Origin of the sequence: Streptomyces iconiensis (assembly GCF_028657195.3) — a bacterium.
GTDB classification, from domain to species: domain Bacteria; phylum Actinomycetota; class Actinomycetes; order Streptomycetales; family Streptomycetaceae; genus Streptomyces; species Streptomyces iconiensis.
Window position 1 is genome coordinate 1 of the sequence record NZ_JANCPR020000078.1, and the last position, 16,640, is coordinate 16,640.

Sequence of the window (16,640 nt, forward strand, 5' to 3'; positions counted from 1 at the left end):
GAGATCCGCACCGCCGCCGCCTTCGTGTGCGCGCCTGCCTGCGCGTGCGCGCCCGTCGTCCGAGGTCGCCTGCTCGCCGCGCCCGCTTGCCGCCGGGCCGGCCGCGCCTGCCTGCTCGCCGCGCCCGCCCGCCCCGGCCCCGTCAGTCCGGTACGGGGTCGCCGTCGGTCGGCGCCACGGGGGAGGCGAGCCCGGCCTGCTCGGCGTCGCGCCGGCTCGCCGGTGTGCGGCGGGAGGAGGAAGCGGGGGCTGAAGGCAGGCCGGCGGGCGCGGTGGGTTCGGGGCTGTCCCGGACGGTGAACTCGAAGTCGCCCAGCGTGTCAGGGCCGCCCCCGCGCCGCCCCAGCAGGCGCAGCAGCGGTCCCGCCATGGCCGTGGTGACCACCGCCATGACGACCATCAGCGCGTACAGATCCGTGCTGAGCACGCCGAGTTGGAGGCCGATGGTGAGGATGACGATCTCGGTGAGGCCACGGGTGTTCATCAGGGTGGCCAGGACGCCGCTCTGTACCGGAGGCACCTTGTTGAGACGGGCACCGAGATAGGCTCCGGCGAACTTGCCCGTGATGGCCGTCGCCAGGATCAGGCCCAGCTCGCCCAGGCCGCGGACACCGGTCCTGGACAGATCGACCTGGAGCCCGGCCACCACGAAGAACGCGGGCAGCAGCAGGAGCCTGCTCAGGTACTCGAACCTGTCGGTGACCTGGTGCCGTATCCCGTGCAGGGTCTCGCGCGGCATCATCACGCCGAAGAGGAAGGCGCCGAAGACGAAGTGCGCGCCCATCCACTCGGTCGCCAGGCACGACAGCAGCAGCCCGCCGAGTACGACGATGAGCTGGTCGGCCGTCACATGCTCACGCGCCCAGCCGTCCCACCCGGCACGGCTGCCGGCCCTGCCCTCGAACAGCTTGCGCAGCCCCGGCCGTACGAGCAGCAGCATCACCGCGAGGTAGACCGGTGCGAACAGCATCTTCCACTGGCCCGTACCGCCCGACACGGAGACGACGACGGCCAGCAGCGACCAGGCGACGAGGTCGTCGATGGCCGCGCTCGCCAGCGCGATACCGCCGATCCGGGTGCGGCCCAGACCGCTGTCGGACAGGATGCGCGCCAGCACCGGGAACGCGGTGACCGACATGGCGGCGCCGATGAACAGGACGAAGCCCGTATGGCTGGCCGGGGCGTGCCGTGCAGCGAGGTGGAGCGCGAGCAGCCCGCCCAGCGCGAAGGGCGCCAGCACGGAGCACAGGGAGACGCTGGCCGCCACCCGCTCCTTGCCGCGCAGCCGCGAGAGGTCCAGCTCGTAGCCGATGACGAACATGAACAGCACGAGGCCCAGATTGGCCAGCGCGGTGAGCATCGGCCGGATGTCGGTGGGGAAGAGGAAGCCGGCCAGCGCCCCGTTGAACAGCGTCGGGCCGACCAGGATTCCGGCGAGTATCTCGCCGACCACGGGTGGCTGTCCCAGCCGTCGGGCCGCGGCGCCGAGTATGCGGCTGAGCGCCAGGATGGCGGCCAGACCGATGAAGAGGGACTGGATCTGTTCAGGTGTCATGAGTGCGCCCCCTGCGCTGTTCCCACGGCTTGCCGGGCAACGCCCGGCAACGACGGCGGGAGGTGCCCCCCTGACGGGCTGGAATCCGCCCGTCAGGGGGGCACCTCCCGGCCGGTCCCTGCCGACCCGGTTACGCGGCCTTGTGCGCGATCACCAGGGTCACGTCGTGGCCCAGCGAACGGTGTTCCACGCGGGTGAAGCCCGCGTCGAGCATCCAGCCGGTGCACTGTTCGAGGGTGTAGCCCTTGCCGTGCGGGGTCATGAGCTGGAGGTTGAGGCTGCGCAGCAGATTGCGCAGATAGCTCTCCTCCTCCCGCACGATCACCGGGTCCCACACCAGGAAGGCGCCGCCGGGACGTACCCCGGCGAAGGCGTTCTTGACCAACTGGCCGCGCTGTTCGTCGTTCCAGTCCACCAGCGCGTGCCCCAGCATCAGCACGTCCGCCTCCGGCAGCGGCCCGGCGAAGAAGTCACCGCCGTGGAAGCCGAGCTTGCCCGACATGCCCAGCGACGCGATGTGCGCCTCGAAGTCGCCCTCCAGCTGCGGCAGGTCGAACACCTTGGCTTCCAGGTGCGGATGGGCCGCCACCAGACCGGCCAGCACATTGCCCCGGCAGCCGCCCAGCTCCAGCACGGAGTGGTACGACCCCCAGCCGAAGACCTCGGTGAGCGCGGGGATCAGCGGGCGGCTGGCGTCCTCGGCCATGCCGACCAGCCCGTCCTTCTTCTCCTCGCTGTCGTACAGCTCACCGAACATGTCCTCGCCGGTGTACGTGGCCGCCTGCGGCGCCCCGGTGCGCAGCCCGTCGGCCAGCTTGTCCCAGGCCGGGTACATCACCCGGTCGGCCAGCCGCAGAAAGCCGCTGAGCGACGCCGGGTCCCCCGGCACCAGCAACCGGGAGGAGATCCGCGTGTTGGCCCACGCACCCTGGGACGTGCGCTCAAGGAACCCGAGTTCGGCCAGCGCCGCCAGGAAGTGGTCGCAGCCGCGCGGCTGGAGGCCCAGCCGCGCCCTGATGTCCTCCTCGGGGAGCGGGCCCCTGGCCAGCGTGGCGAACAGGCCGACCTCGACCCCGGCCAGCACCAGCTTCGCCGGCTGGAAGGCCATCGCCTGGCCGAGCACCCGCCCGGCCTCGGCCGTCACGTTCTCACTCATCGCGCTCCTCTCACAGGCCCGGTGCTCAGGAGGCGGAAGCCGTCGCAGGGGAAGCACCTGGCGCCGGCACGGCGGAGGCGCGGGCCAGCACGTCCGCCAGCACCGCTTCCGGATCCTCGGCGGCGCCCTCGGAGCGCCAGGAGACGAACGCGTCGGGCCGCACCAGCACCGCGCCCTCCGGGCCGACCCCGTACACCCCGGCCCAGTCACGCTCGGTGGGGCGCAGCTCCTCGTCGAGGCCAACGGCGTGGGTGACCAGCGGAACGCCCAGCTTCTCCGCCGCTTTGACGGCCGCCTTCGCCCAGGCGCCGCCCGCGGGCCCGTGGAGCAGCACGAAGTCGTCCCAGAACAGGTCGATCGCCGAGATCGTCTCCCCGCCGCGGGTCAGCCACACGTGGGGCGCGCGGGTGCCCGGCTCGCCGGTCAGCTCCAGGTGAGGGGTGAGGACCTTGCTCTCGCCCGCGCCGACGATGGAGGAGGAGCGGTAGCGGTACCCGAGCGTGATGATCACGTCGTCGACGAAGTCGGCACGGTCCTGCTCGGTGGCGTAGCCGTGCCGGATGCGGTTGCGTACCAGCGCCTGCTCGGACATGGCGGTGCCCAGCGGACGCCGCTCGGCGTCGTAGGTGTCCAGCAGTTCCTCGGTGCCCCAGCCGCGCAGCACGGCCGCCAGCTTCCACGACAGGTTGTGCGCGTCATGGATGCCGGTGTTGGCGCCGAACCCGCCGGCCGGCGGGTGGACATGCGCCGCGTCGCCCGCCAGGAAGACCCGTTTGACGCGGAAGGTCTCGGAGACCAACTGGGCGCCCTGCCACGGCACCTTGTCCATGATCTCGACGTCGATGTCCTTGCCCGCCGCCTCGCGCACGATCTGCACGCACCGGTCGTCGGTGAAGTCCTCGGGCTTCTCGCCCTTCTCCGGGTAGTAGATGGGTGCGGCCAGCCACGGGTCGCAGCCGTGCAGCCGGGACAGGCCCATCAGGGAGCCACCGGCCGAGGCGTAGCACAGGATGAACTTGCGGTCCTTGAGCAGCGTCTCCAGTTCCGGAGCCCGGAAGTAGATGCTCAGCGCGTTGAACACGGTGCCACGGCCCACCCGGTCGACCCCGAGGGCCTGGCGGATGCGGCTGCCCGCGCCGTCGGCTCCGACGAGATAGTCGGCGCGGATGGTGAGCTTCTTGCCGGTCGCCAGCTCCTCGGCGACGGCCGTGACCCCCTCCTCGTCGGCCTCGAAGGACAGCAGCTTGGTGTGGAACCGCACGTCGGCGCCGTACTCCCGGGCCTTGTCCACCAGGACCTTCTCGTAGCGGTCCTGGCCGCAGCCCATCACGCGCTCAGGGCTGACGGTCGGGCCGTCCAGCGAAGGAGCCTCCAGCAGTTCGGCGTTGTCGATGTCCGAGAACGTGTCGACCTTGATGATCCCGCCCTCGAAATAGGCGTGCGAGTTCCCCTTCTCCAGCGCCCTGATCTCCTTGCCGAGACCCGCGGCGCGGAACAGCTCCATCGTGCGGGCCTGCAGGCCGGGGGCGCGGGGGAGCATGGAGGTGCTGTCCCGTTTCTCCAGCAGCATCGTCCGGACGCCCCTGCGGCCACTGAAGAGCGCGGTGGACAGTCCGACGGGACCACCGCCGACGATCAGTACCGGGATCCTCACGTCATACATGCATATCCCCTCTGAACGGGCTGGGCTTGTGGCCGCTTTCGTCCACGGCACCCCTGATGAGTAGCCACGGCGACTAGAGGGGCGCTGGAGATACGGCGGGGGCCGGCGGTCCCCAGCACTGTTCGAGGACCGCTCAACTCCACGGTGTGACGCTCCCTCAAGCGGCACTGGCGCCTGGCCACGGCCGTTTCGGAAGGATGGAGTCCTGCGCATGACGCACACCAGCCTGGATGTCAGCACCCCGGCCGGAATCATCCGGCTGAGCAACGCGTTCTGCGACGCGAAGGCGCTGCTGACCGCAGTCGAACTGGGCCTGTTCACCACCTTGAGCGAGAAGGGCCCCGCCACCCAGGAGGAGATCCGCAAGGAACTCGGGCTGCACGGCCGGGGCCTGAGCGACTGGCTCGACCTGCTGAGCGCGCTCGGCCTGCTCACCCGCGAGGACGGCAAGTACGGCAACGCCGAGGGTGCCGGCACCTACCTGGTGCGCGGGCAGAAGACCTACGTCGGCGGCTTCCTGGAGCGCTCGAACCGTAATCTCTACCCCGCCTGGGGCAAGCTCTCCGAGGCGCTGCGCACAGGGCAGCAGCAATCCGGCAGCGACTTCGAAGAGGTCACCAAGAACCCGCACATCCTGCGCCAGTTCGTCGGCATGATGGACGCGCTCACCCACGTGGTCGGCCCCGAGCTGGTCACCAAGTTCGACTGGAGCGGTTACGAGTCCGTCCTTGACATCGGCGGAGCCCGCGGCAACCTGTGCTCCATCATCGTCAAGGCACAGCCGCACCTGGCGGGTCACGTCTTCGACCTGCCGCCCATGGAGCCGCTGTTCGAGGAGCACATCGCCTCCTACGGGCTGACAGGCAAGCTCACCTTCCACGGCGGCAGCTTCTTCACCGACCCGCTGCCCAGCGCGGACGTCGTCACGCTCGGGCACGTACTGCACGACTGGGACGAGCAGCAGCGCGGCGACCTGGTCGCCAAGGCGTTCACGTCCGTCAACCCCGGCGGCGCGCTGCTCATCTACGACCGGATGCTCGACGACGAGCCCGACCACGTCGAGAACCTCGTCATCAGCCTGGACATGCTGCTGGTCACCGACGGCGGTTCCGAATACCCCGTCTCCGAGGTCGTCGCGCACGCCGAGCGTGCCGGGTTCGCCTCCACCGAGATCCTCCCGCTGAGCGACTACGACACGATCGTGATCTGCCGCAAGGCGGCATGACATCCGGCAGCTCCGGCCCCTCCGGCCCCGCGTTCCGGACTCCTCGCGGTTGCCGGACGGGCTGACTCCAGTCCGTCGGGCACCGGGGTGCCGGGCGGCGCAGGTCGCTGACGGCCCAGACTCCAGAAAGGAACAGGACCCAAATGAGCACGACTTCACAGGAGCCGCAGGTCCTCGTCGTCGGCGGTGCGGTCACCGGCCTGTCAACCGCCGTCTTCCTCGGCTGGCACGGCATCCGCACCCTCGTCGTGGAACGCCACCCCGACACCCTCAGCCACCCGCGCTCGCGGGGCGTCAATCCGCGCACGGTCGAGCTGTACCGGCAGGTCGGCCTCGAAGAGGCCATCTGGTCCGAGGCGAGTCTGGCGACGGACTTCAGCAAACTGCTGATGATCCGCGCCGAGACCCTCGCGGGACCCGAGATGTTCAGCGGCCCCACCGACCAGCCCGACCCCAGCGGCGGCGTCAGCCCCTGCGAGTGGGCACCGGTCGACCAGGACAGGCTGGAGCACCTGCTGCGCGAGCGCGCCGTCCAACTCGGTGCCGAACTCTCCTTCGCCACCGAGATGGTGTCCTTCGAGCAGTCGGACGACGGTGTCACCGCCGTACTGCGGGACACGGCGACGGGCGCCGAACGCACCGTGCGCAGCGCGTACTTGGTCGCGGCCGACGGCAGCCGCAGCCCCATCCGTGAGGAACTGGGCATCGAGACCGACGGTCCCGGCGAGTTCGCCACCACGCTGTCCGTCCTGTTCGAGGCGGACCTGAGCGCCGCCGCCAGGGGACGCGAGGTCGGCGTCTGCTACCTCGACAAGCCGGCGCCCTCCACCATCCTGTTCGCGCACGACGGCAAGAAGCGCTGGATCTTCGCGACCGCCATGCCCGAGGGCGCCACCCTCGACACGGTCACGGAGGAACAGGCCATCGGGCTCGTACGGGATGCGATAGGCCAGCAGGACCTGGACGTACGGATCGTCCCGCAGCTGCCGGCCGGCGGTGCGAAGTGGCTGAGCTTCGTCATCGGCGCGCAGGTCGCCCGCGAGTACCGCAGGGGCCGGGTGTTCCTCGTCGGCGACGCGGCCCATCTCGTGCCGCCCACCGGCGGGTTCGGGGCCAGCCTCGGCATCCAGGACGCCGGCAACCTCGCCTGGAAGCTCGCCGCCGTCCTCGACGGTGAGTCGGGCCCCGAACTGCTCGACACGTACCAGAGCGAGCGCCACCCCGTCGCCTGGATGACGCTCCAGCAGGCGCTGGGCATGATGCAGGAGCGTACGGGCCCCGACGGCGAGGAGGCCGAGGGTCCCGACCCGGCCGAGGCGTACAGCACGACCGTCTTCGGCTACCGCTACGGCGAGGGGCCCGTCGTCCCGCCGCAGCACCTCAGAGGTGAGCCGGGCACGCGGGCGCCCCATGTCGTCTTCGAGCGGAACGGGTCCGACGGGAACGCGTCCCAGGGGGACGGGCAGGGATCGTCCCCGGCCGCGGGCGCGGGAAAGATCTCGACGCTGGACCTGTACGGGCGCGCACCCGTCGTGCTCACGGGCGAGGGCGGGCAGGCATGGGTGGACGCCGCCCGTGAGGTCTCAGCCGCCCTGGGCATCACCCTGGACGCGCACCGCGTCCAGGCGCCGGATGACGCCGTGGCCTCGGCGCACGGCATCGCCGGGGGAGGGGCCGTCCTCGTGCGGCCCGACGGTTTCGTCGCCTGGCGCGCGACGGAGGCGGTCGTGGATCCGCAGACCGCACTGCGCGAGGCGGTGAGCGCGCTGTACGCACGGAGCTGATGTCCGGGCTCTGGGACCCCCGATTCCCGGACCCCCGATTCCCGGGTCACCGGTTCCCCCGGCTCCCGGGACAGCCACGGGCCCACGCCGCAGACCGCGACGTGGGCCCGAACGCGTCCCTTCTGACGCCGACTCCCGCTCCTTGCACGGCCCCGGAGATCAAGGGAACCGTGGTCGGCGCTGAGAAGGATCTTGAGGTCCACGCCGCTCGACCCTGTCTACCGAGTCGGCTCGGCCGCGTCAGCCGCCCCGGCCCGCCCGCCGCCGAACACCTCACTGACGAGCGTTTGCGTCGTCTTCTGGAACGCCTCTCCCATGGACAGTGCGGCGTCGTCGACATAGTTCAGCGCGGCGGTCAGGGTCCTGCTGCCGTCGGGCGTGCTGTACATCAGCGCCGCGTGGCCCCCCGTGCCGCCGTTGTGGGTGATGACGGTGCCGCCGTCTTCGCCCGCCTCCCGCACGAACACCCCCAGGGGATGGCCGACCTTCTGCACGAACACTCCCAGGCCGTAGCCGACCTTGGGATGCGGCTCGCACATCTCGGCCAGCAGCGGGGCCGGCAGGAGCTTGCCGCCCATCAGCGCGGAGATGAACGTGTGGAGGTCCTGGGTCGTGGAGATCATGTCTCCGCCGGTGGAGATCCAGGAGGGGTTCTGGCGGGTGACGTCGACCGTCTTCTGCTCCCCGGCGTCCTCGTACCGGTAGTAGGCGTGGGGGTGCGGCTCGGGGATCTCCGGGCTGGTGTCCGGCACCACGGTGTCCGACAGTCCGAGCGGCCCCAGGATCAGCCGCTGCATCTCCTCGGCGAGCGAGTGCCCTGTGACCTTCTCGATCAGCAGCCTGGTCAGCACGTAGTTGGTGTTGGAGTAGCTCCAGTCCGTCCCCGGCTCGAACCGCGCCGGCTTGGACAACGCCAGCCGTACCAACTCTTCCGGCCGGTAGGTCTTGAACCGGTTGTCCACCCACTCCTGGCCCGCGGTCGTGGCGGGGATCCCCGGCGCGAACGTGCCGTCGTCGTAGTACTCGCCGGTGAAGTTGAACACCCCGCTGGTGTGCTGCAGCAGCATCCGCACCGTGATCTTCGGGTCCAGCCCGAACCCGGGCAGGTGGTCCGCCGCCGGAGCGTCCAGCCCGATCGCGCCCTCGGCCACCAGCTGCAGCGCCACGGTCGCGGTGAAGGTCTTGGTGTTGCTGCCTATCCGGACGTGCCCGTTCGCCGGCGGCTTCGCGGTCTCGCCCAGCTTGCGCACCCCGGCGCTGCCGACCCACTCGCCCCGCTCGTCGTGCACGCGCATCGTCACCCCGGTGAAACCGGACTCGACGATCTCCTCGATGGCCTTCCGCAGTTCCGGGCGGTCCTGGTCGGTAAGAGTGCTGGACATGGTGGTGTGCTCCTTCAGAACTGTTGCGGGATTCAACTGGACGGACGGGATCGCCTGCGGCGTGCCCGCTTACAGGCCGCGGGCGCTGATGTCGCCGTAGGCGGTGGTCGCGTGGATGGTCAGGGCGGCGATGAACTGGATGCGGCCGGCGGGGATGTCGAGGACGGCGGTCACCGGGGCGGGGGTGTCGGACTTCTGCGTCGTGCTTTCCTCCGCTCGGTGTTTCCGATGATGGAAAAGCTACGTTGCATTTCTGGATGCGGCAATCAACTCGTTGCGATGAAGTGCCATCAGTGCAGGTGAAAGCCATGAATTCGTTGCAATGGCTTTAACATCTAATGCAACGCCTCGCTCTGCTCGTTGCAATGAATTGAGAGTGAACGCTACCCTGGGGACACCGCAGACCATGAAGGAGACCGCGATGCCGGGAGGCAGACTCGCCCAGCAGGAACGCCGGCAGATCGCGCTGGGGCTGGCCGACGGGCTCGCCTACGCGGAGATCGCCAGGCGTCTCGACCGCCCGACCTCGACGATCACGCGTGAGGTGATGCGCAACGGCGGCCCCGCCGCCTACCGCGCCGACCTGGCCCACCGCGCCACCGAACACCGCGCCCACCGCCGCAGAAAGGCCGCGCCCGGGGACCCCGGCACGTCCCCGGAGGCTCAGGGGCGCGATACCGAAGCCGTACGCGAGTACGAGGAGACGTTCACCACCGTCTTCATGCAATCGGGCCTGCCCAAGATGACGGCCCGGGTGCTGGCCAGCCTCTACGCCACCGACACCGGCAGCCTCACCGCCTCCGAACTCGCCGGGCGGCTCCGGATCAGCCCGGCATCCGTCTCCAAAGCGGTCACGTTCCTCGAAAGCCAGGGCCTCATCCGCCGGGAACGCGACGAACGCCGCCGCGAACGCTATGTCGTCGACGACGACGTCATGTACCAATCCACGATGGCCAGTGCCCGCGCCACCGCCCGCCTCGGCGAGGTCGCCCGGCAGGGTGTCGGCATCCTCGGCCCCCACACCCCGGCCGCCGCCCGGCTGGAGAACATCGCCCGCTTCATCGACTTCGTCTCCGAGAGCATCGCCGGCGCAGCGGACCAGGCCCGCGAGATCCTCCACACGAAACCCGAAACGCCCTCGGACAGCACCCCCTGAGCCGCCGTCAGCTCGCCGTCGGTCAGGCAGCCCCGGCGACCACCGCCGGGACATCGGCCACCTTCGGGACACACCCCAACCGCCGGTACGACTTCAACCGCTGTACGCGCCCCGCGCCGCCCGCTCGACCCGGCGGCCGACTCCGCTCAACGACCGCCGACTTGCCGTTCCCTGGGCGCCGGAGGCACCGGCTCCCCGTTCCTTCCAGCGTTTGCTACGCTCCTTAAGTGTACGAAACCGTTTCGTACGGTTGGGAGGTGCGAGAATGCCGCCCGTGGCAACGACGCGGCGCAGCAGAATCACCCCTGAACGGGAGGCCGAGCTTTACGGCACCGTTCTGCGTCTGTTGCGCGAGGTGGGATACGAGGCGCTCACCATGGACGCGGTGGCAGCCGCCACGCACTCCAGCAAGGCGACCCTCTACCGGCAGTGGGGCTCCAAGGCCGAGTTGGTGGCGCGGGCCCTGCGGAGCGCGAAGCCGGGCGGGCACCGGGACGTCGACACCGGAACCCTGCGCGGCGACCTCCTGGAAATCGTGCGGGGCTTCGACGACTGCAGGATCGAGCAGGACGCCGCGCTCATGCGCGGCGTGGGCCACGCGGCACACGTCAACCCCGACCTGCTCCAGGCACTGCGCCAGCACCTGATCGAACCGGGCCTCGCCGACCTGCGGGTCCTGCTCGACAGGGCCGTCGCACGCGGCGAGATCCGCCCCGACAACCCCGCACTCGACCTGTTGCCGCACATGATGCTCGGCGCCCTGGCCACCGGTGACCTGCTGGAGGACAGACCGGTCACCCAGGCGTTCCTGGTCACCTACCTCGACGCCGTGATGCTGCCCGCGCTCCGCGCCTGAGCGGGCCCGCCCCACCAGGCCCGTACTCACACCACCGACCCCACACCGTCCGCACTGCCCGCATGCCATCGCGCGCTGTGCGCCCGGGAGTTCCGGGCTCGACGGGGGCCTCTGTACCTGACGGTCCCTCCGTATCCGACGGCTCCCCATGCCTGACGGGCCCGCATATCTGACGGGCCCGCACCCGAGCGGGGCCGTCCCGTGCCCGATCCCGTGACGGGGCGCCCGATCCGGCGCATACCCGCTCTCCGGCGGGCTTCCCACAGCCCGCGTATGTCCGTTCTGCCGATGCACCATCTCACCGCGACTGGAGCACCAACTCGTGGCCACGTATCTCTACAAACTGGGCCGGCTGGCCTTCCGACGGCGCGGTGTCATCGCGCTGCTGTGGGTGGCACTGCTCGCGATAGCCGGCGCGGGCGCCGCCATGGCGCCCGCAGCCGCCAACACCTCCTTCTCGATCCCGGGCACCGAGGCGCAGAAGGCGTTCGACCTGCTGGAGGAGCGATTCCCGGGCGCCAAGGCCGACGGGGCGACAGCGCGTGTCGTCTTCAAGGCGCCCGAGGGCGAGAAGATCACCGAACCGGAGCACAAGACCGAGATCCAACAGGTCGTCGCCGACCTGAAGTCGGGCTCGGACCAGGTCGCGCAGGCCGCCGACCCGTTCGCGGCGAAGGCCGTCAGCAAGGACGGCACCACCGCCTACGTCTCCGTCTCCTACGACGTCAGTTCGATGGAGCTGACCGACGCGACCCGGGAAGCCCTGGAGAAGACGGGCGAGGAGGCGCGTGACGCCGGGCTGACCGTGGAGATCGGCGGCGACGCGCTGATGACCATTCCGGAGACCGGCATGGGCGAGGTCATCGGGGTGGTCATCGCCGCTGTCGTCCTGGTCGTCACGTTCGGTTCGCTGGTGGCCGCCGGCCTGCCGCTGCTGACCGCGCTGATCGGCGTGGGCATCGGCGTCTCGACCATCACGGCGCTGGCCAGTGTGATGGACCTCGGCAGTACGACCTCGATCCTGGCCATGATGATCGGACTCGCGGTCGGCATCGACTACGCGCTCTTCGTCGTCTCCCGCTACCGCGCCGAACTCGCCGAGGGCAGGGAACGGGAGGACGCCGCGGGCCGCGCCGTGGGGACGGCCGGCTCCGCCGTGGTCTTCGCCGGGCTCACGGTGGTCATCGCGCTGGTCGGTCTGGCAGTGGTGAACATCCCGATGCTCACCAAGATGGGCGTCGCCGCCGCCGGAACCGTCGCCATCGCCGTCCTGGTCGCGCTCACCCTCATACCGGCGCTGCTCGGCTTCGCCGGCAAGCGGGTCGTGGCACGCAAGGCGCGCAAGCCCCGTACGGGCGGGGCGAGTTCGGGCGCCGACGCGGGCACAGGCGCGGACACGGGCACGGGCACGGGCACGGGCGCGGACACGGAGGGTGCCGCGCCCAAGGACTCGGCCGGCACCCGGTGGGCACGGCTCGTGCAACGGCGGCCCGTCGCGGTGCTGCTGGCCGGCGTCGTCGGGCTCGGCATCATGGCCGTACCCGCGGCCTCGCTCGAACTCGGCCTGCCCGACGACGGCTCGCAGCCCACGAGTACCACTCAGCGCAAGGCGTACGACCTGCTCTCCGAGGGCTTCGGCCCCGGCTTCAACGGCCCGCTGATGGCCACCGTCGACGCCGCGGGCGCCGACGACCCCAAATCCGCCATCGAGCACACCGTGCGGGAGATCACCGCGCTGGACGGCATCGCCACCGCGACGCCGCCCCGGTTCAACAAGGCGGGCGACACCGCCATGGTCTCCATCGTCCCGGACTCCAAGCCCTCGTCCCTCCAGACCGAGGACCTCGTCCACTCCCTCCGGGACACCGGCGCCGAACTGGAGCCCGAGACCGGCGCGAGCGTGCTCGTCACGGGAGCGACGGCGATGAACATCGACGTGTCCGAGAAGCTCAACGACGCGCTGCTGCCCTACCTGGCGCTCGTCGTCGGCCTCGCGTTCCTGCTGCTGATGGTCGTCTTCCGCTCGGTGCTGGTGCCGCTCAAGGCGGCGCTCGGCTTCCTGCTGTCCGTGGTGGCGGCCCTCGGCGCCGTGGTCGCCGTCTTCCAATGGGGCTGGCTCGGCGGCCTGTTCGGCGTCGAGCAGACCGGGCCCGTGATGTCGATGATGCCGATCTTCATGGTCGGGGTCGTCTTCGGCCTCGCCATGGACTACGAGGTCTTCCTCGTGACCCGTATGCGGGAGGCATACGTGCACGGCGAGTCGCCGGGCGAGGCCATCACCACCGGGTTCCGGCACGGCGCGCGGGTGGTGACGGCCGCCGCCGTGATCATGATGGCGGTCTTCGCCGGCTTCATCGGCTCCAGCGAGGCCATGGTGAAGATGATCGGCTTCGGCCTCGCCATCGCCGTCTTCTTCGACGCGTTCGTGGTGCGGATGGCCCTCGTACCCGCCGTCCTCGCGCTGCTCGGCAAGCGCGCCTGGTGGCTGCCGCGCTGGCTCGACCGTGCCCTGCCCAACGTCGACATCGAGGGCGAGAAGCTGCACGCGGCGGACGCCGCACTGTCCGCACAGCCGGGTGAGCGCGCCCGCGACGACGAGGGCGAGCGGGTCGGCTCCCGCAGCTGACGCGGCGTCAGTCGCTCGGCGCTCCCAGCCGGTCGGTCCTTCGGGCCGGCCGGCCCGCCCCTCCAGCCGGCCGACTGGAGGGGCGGGCCCGGGTCCTGGGCCCGGCGGCCCCGGCCCCGGCAGTCCCGGTCCCGCCCGGAAAGGGAGCGCCCGGCGGGCCGGAGTGTAGGGGAAGCAGTCACTTCCTGCGGTAGTCGGGCTGATCCTGCCGCCTGCCGCCTGCCGCCTGCCGCCTGCCGGTCCTGTTCTGCTGGTGCGGGCTGGTCCGGCTAATGCCGCGGCTGGCCCTGGGCGGCCCTCATCTTCTTGATCTCCTTGAGTACGAGGGCGGGCCGGTCCTTCGGGATGTCGTGGGAGCTGCCCTTCGCGGTGACGAGGGTGCGGTGCGGCCCTTTCCCGACGAACGTCGCGGCGGCGTCCCGCCAGCGCTGGGCGTCCTCGGGCGATCCGGCGAACGGAGTCTTCTCCGACACGATCGCGGTCGCCGGGACGGTGTCGGGCCAGGAGACCTGGTGGTACGCCTTGTGCATGGGGATGTAGCTCTCCGCGGTGGAGATCAGCTGCCTGTTCTTCGGCTTGGAGGGATCCTTCTTCGCGGCGTCGACAGCGGGCTGATTGGCGGCGACGAGCCGGGCTATCACCTCGTCCGTGTACAGCGGGGGCAGGCTCGCGTCGACAAGTACGGCGCCGGACACCAGCTTTGGGTTCTCCTTGGCGAGGTAGGTCGCGATCTCACCGGCCTGCGAGTGGGACACCAGGATCACGTCCCTGGTCACACCGAGCTTCCGCAGGCCCGTCTTCAGGTCGCTGACGGCACTCCCCACTTCCCACGGCCCGGGGACCACCTCGCTCTCGCCGAGGCCGGCCCGGTCGTATGTGATGACCTTGGCTCCGGTGGCCGCGTGAAGCTTGCGCACCATGCCCTTCCAGTAGGAGGAGTCCTCGCCGCCGCCCGCGTCCAGAACGATGGTGGGGCCGTGTCCCTTGGTGACATGGAACGCGAGGCGATGACCGTTGTTCTCGATCATGCGCGGCTTCGACGTGCCGGTCTGTCGCGCCCCGGAGGCCGAGACCGCGGAAGCCGAGCGGGACGAGTCCGAGTGAGCGGATGCTCCATTGCCGCAGGCCGTGGCGAGACCGGCGGTAACGGCCAGCAGAGCCATCGCCGACGCCGCACGGTGTGCGCGCCGGCTGGGGAGGTGGAAGCGTGCCATGAGTGAGTCCTGAGAACAGATGATGCGGCGGATTCGGACGAGTCCTATCCTTCGCGGGGGCCCGTCCCGCAGGCAGCCGACTACCCCGCCGATCTGTGGTGTTGCTGGAGCACGCGGCATGGGGGGCTGTCCCCGAGGCGCCGGGGGTCAGCCCCCCGGCTGTGGCTGTGTGGAGGAACCCCGCACGAGGGCTACCGCCTCCGCTGCGCCGAGGCGTCACCACCCGCGTCTTGGCGGAAATCCAGTGGAGCCGCGCTTCCGCGTGCCGCTACCGTGCTTCCGCCGCTGGCGCCTCCACGGCCTCGCGCCTCAACGGCCCCGTATGTCAATGGCCCCTGATCCCAAGGAGGTTGGCCGCTTTCGCCCCGCCGTCAGGTGAACAGCGACACGGCGAGGATGATCGGCAGCGAGATGACCGAGGCCAGTGTCATCGGGACGGTGTGGGTCTTGATGGTGCCCCGGGTGGAGAACCCGAGCAGGGACTGGAACATCCAGAAGAAGTTGCTGGACACATGCGGCAGGAAGAGGGCGCCAGAACCGGCTGCGAGGGCCACCAGGACGGGCGGCGCATCGAGACTGCCCGCGATGGGCGCCAGGATGCCGGCGGCGGTGATGCCCGCTACGGAGATGGAGCCGAGCGCGATGTGCAGCACGGCCGCCACGATCCAGACCAGCAGCAGGGGCGGCAGGAAGCCGGAGGAGAAGGCGTCGCCGAGGTAATCGGCCATGCCTGAGCCCTTGATGACGAATCCGAGCGAACCGCTGACGCCGCTGAGCACCAGGATGGGGCCGCACTGGGTCAGTGCGGTGCCGATGGCCCCGCCTATCTCGTCCCGGGCGCGTACCCGGCTTGCCAGCGCGTAGGCCGAGGTGGCGCCCAGTAGGAGCGCGACCACCGGGTCGGTGAGGAACACGAGCGTCGCGGAGTCGATGGACATCGCGTCAGCGAGTGCTCCTCCCGCGATGAGGACCAGCGTCAGGAGCACCGGGACGACGGCGAGGAGCAGGGGCAGCTCTCGCGTCTTGTGCCCGGGCGCTGCCCCGGTCCTGGGCTTGCCGCCGGGCTGATCCCCCTTCGCCTTGTCGGCCACACAAGGCTCGTCGGTCCCGTCGGCCTCTCCAGGCGTGTCGGCCTCGTCGGTCCCGTCGGCCTCTCCAGGCGCGTCGGCCCCGTCGGCCTGATCCATCTCGTCCGCTTCGGGGTCCCACTTCATGAAGCGGAGCAGTACGGCGAAGGCCAGCATGGTCAGCAGCGACGTGGGCAGGCCCACCGCGAGGCCGACCGCGAACATCTGGCCCAGCGGGACGTCCAGGATGCCGGCGATGGCGACAGCGGCGACGCCCGGCGCGACGAACACCAGACCCACCTCGATGCCCGCGGTGAGCGAGCCGCCCATCAGCGCGCGGCCCCGCGTGCCCAACCGCGGCCCGAGCCGCCGCGCGAGGGGCGCCGAGAGCACGAGCAGCACGTCCGAGTAGATCGAGGTGAACAGCGAACTCAGGGTCGCGGCGAAGACGTACGGGATGCTGCGGTCGCCGAAGAGCTTGAGCATCGCCTCGACCAGCCGCTGCATCGTGTCCGTCACCGTGAGCAGCGCGCCCAGGATGACGCCGAACGCCACCAGGATGCCGATGTCCCCCATGACGTCGGCGAATCCGTCCGCGACCATCTTCGGGGTGTCCTTCGCCCCGACCTTGGTGGTCAGCCCGAGGTAGAGGGTTCCGAAGAGCAGCGCGAACACCGGCGGGAACTTCAGCCAGGTGATCGTGACGACGATGCCGACGATGGCTATCGCCGTGTTGAGGAAAAGCAGGGCTTCGTCAGGCACAGGACACTCCGCTCGTCCAATCCATGAATGCGGTGCGGAACCGTCAGGAGAGGCCCGTGGTGACGGCCCCGGGACGCGGCTGCCGGCGCGGCTCGTACGGACCGTGCAGCTCGCGAACCCGTCACGGCCGCCGGGAGTGCCCGGGCCCGTGACTTGCCGTTCATCGTGACGACGGTCACCGCCGCTGTCTAAGA

The 16,640-nt window shown here is 70.4% G+C and carries 11 protein-coding genes; 5 read left to right on the forward strand and 6 right to left on the reverse strand.

The annotated features are described in order from the left end of the window. Window positions 1-142 precede the first annotated feature (142 nt). The 3 genes from NMN56_RS40925 to NMN56_RS40935 all read right to left on the reverse strand — a co-directional run bounded on the left by NMN56_RS40925 (window position 143) and on the right by NMN56_RS40935 (window position 4,374). Window positions 143-1,555: a cation:proton antiporter gene (locus NMN56_RS40925; protein WP_274044787.1), complete on the reverse strand. Its 1,413-nt coding sequence runs from the start codon at window positions 1,553-1,555 to the stop codon at window positions 143-145. A gap of 130 nt (window positions 1,556-1,685) precedes the next feature. Next, on the reverse strand, window positions 1,686-2,711 hold the full coding sequence (locus NMN56_RS40930) for a methyltransferase (protein WP_274044786.1): 1,026 nt from the start codon (window positions 2,709-2,711) through the stop codon (window positions 1,686-1,688). A gap of 25 nt (window positions 2,712-2,736) precedes the next feature. Then, complete coding sequence (locus tag NMN56_RS40935; protein ID WP_274044785.1) at window positions 2,737-4,374, reverse strand: FAD-dependent monooxygenase; 1,638 nt, start codon at window positions 4,372-4,374, stop codon at window positions 2,737-2,739. Between the two features lie 211 nt (window positions 4,375-4,585). Between NMN56_RS40935 and NMN56_RS40940 the strand changes: the two genes are divergently transcribed. Continuing rightward, a complete protein-coding gene (locus tag NMN56_RS40940) occupies window positions 4,586-5,599 on the forward strand; it encodes a methyltransferase (protein ID WP_274044784.1) in 1,014 nt (337 codons plus the stop codon). Window positions 5,600-5,742: 143 nt separating this feature from the next. Then, complete coding sequence (locus NMN56_RS40945) at window positions 5,743-7,383, forward strand: FAD-dependent monooxygenase (protein ID WP_274044783.1); 1,641 nt, start codon at window positions 5,743-5,745, stop codon at window positions 7,381-7,383. 218 nt (window positions 7,384-7,601) lie between these two features. On the opposite strand, the gene NMN56_RS40950 is transcribed toward NMN56_RS40945, so the two are convergent. Further along, the gene (locus tag NMN56_RS40950; RefSeq protein WP_274044782.1) at window positions 7,602-8,765 is read right to left on the reverse strand and encodes a serine hydrolase domain-containing protein; all 1,164 of its coding nucleotides are present in this window, start codon (window positions 8,763-8,765) and stop codon (window positions 7,602-7,604) included. A 421-nt stretch (window positions 8,766-9,186) separates the two neighbouring features. On the opposite strand from NMN56_RS40950, the gene NMN56_RS43495 reads away from it, so the two are divergent. From NMN56_RS43495 to NMN56_RS40975, 3 genes are all read left to right on the forward strand, one after another. Next, window positions 9,187-9,921, forward strand: a complete 735-nt coding sequence (locus NMN56_RS43495) for a GbsR/MarR family transcriptional regulator (protein ID WP_430542838.1) — start codon at window positions 9,187-9,189, stop codon at window positions 9,919-9,921. A gap of 265 nt (window positions 9,922-10,186) precedes the next feature. After that, window positions 10,187-10,777, forward strand: a complete 591-nt coding sequence (locus tag NMN56_RS40970) for a TetR/AcrR family transcriptional regulator (protein WP_274044781.1) — start codon at window positions 10,187-10,189, stop codon at window positions 10,775-10,777. Window positions 10,778-11,099: 322 nt separating this feature from the next. Continuing rightward, a complete protein-coding gene (locus NMN56_RS40975) occupies window positions 11,100-13,403 on the forward strand; it encodes an MMPL family transporter (protein WP_274044780.1) in 2,304 nt (767 codons plus the stop codon). A 269-nt stretch (window positions 13,404-13,672) separates the two neighbouring features. Here the strand turns inward: NMN56_RS40975 and NMN56_RS40980 are convergent, their stop codons facing one another. Beyond that, window positions 13,673-14,431, reverse strand: coding sequence for an alpha/beta fold hydrolase (locus NMN56_RS40980; protein WP_274044779.1), 759 nt, complete (start codon window positions 14,429-14,431; stop codon window positions 13,673-13,675). Window positions 14,432-14,988: 557 nt separating this feature from the next. Further along, entirely contained in the window at window positions 14,989-16,446 is a 1,458-nt protein-coding gene (locus NMN56_RS40985; RefSeq protein ID WP_274044778.1) for a GntP family permease, read from the reverse strand. Between the last annotated feature and the right edge of the window lie 194 nt (window positions 16,447-16,640).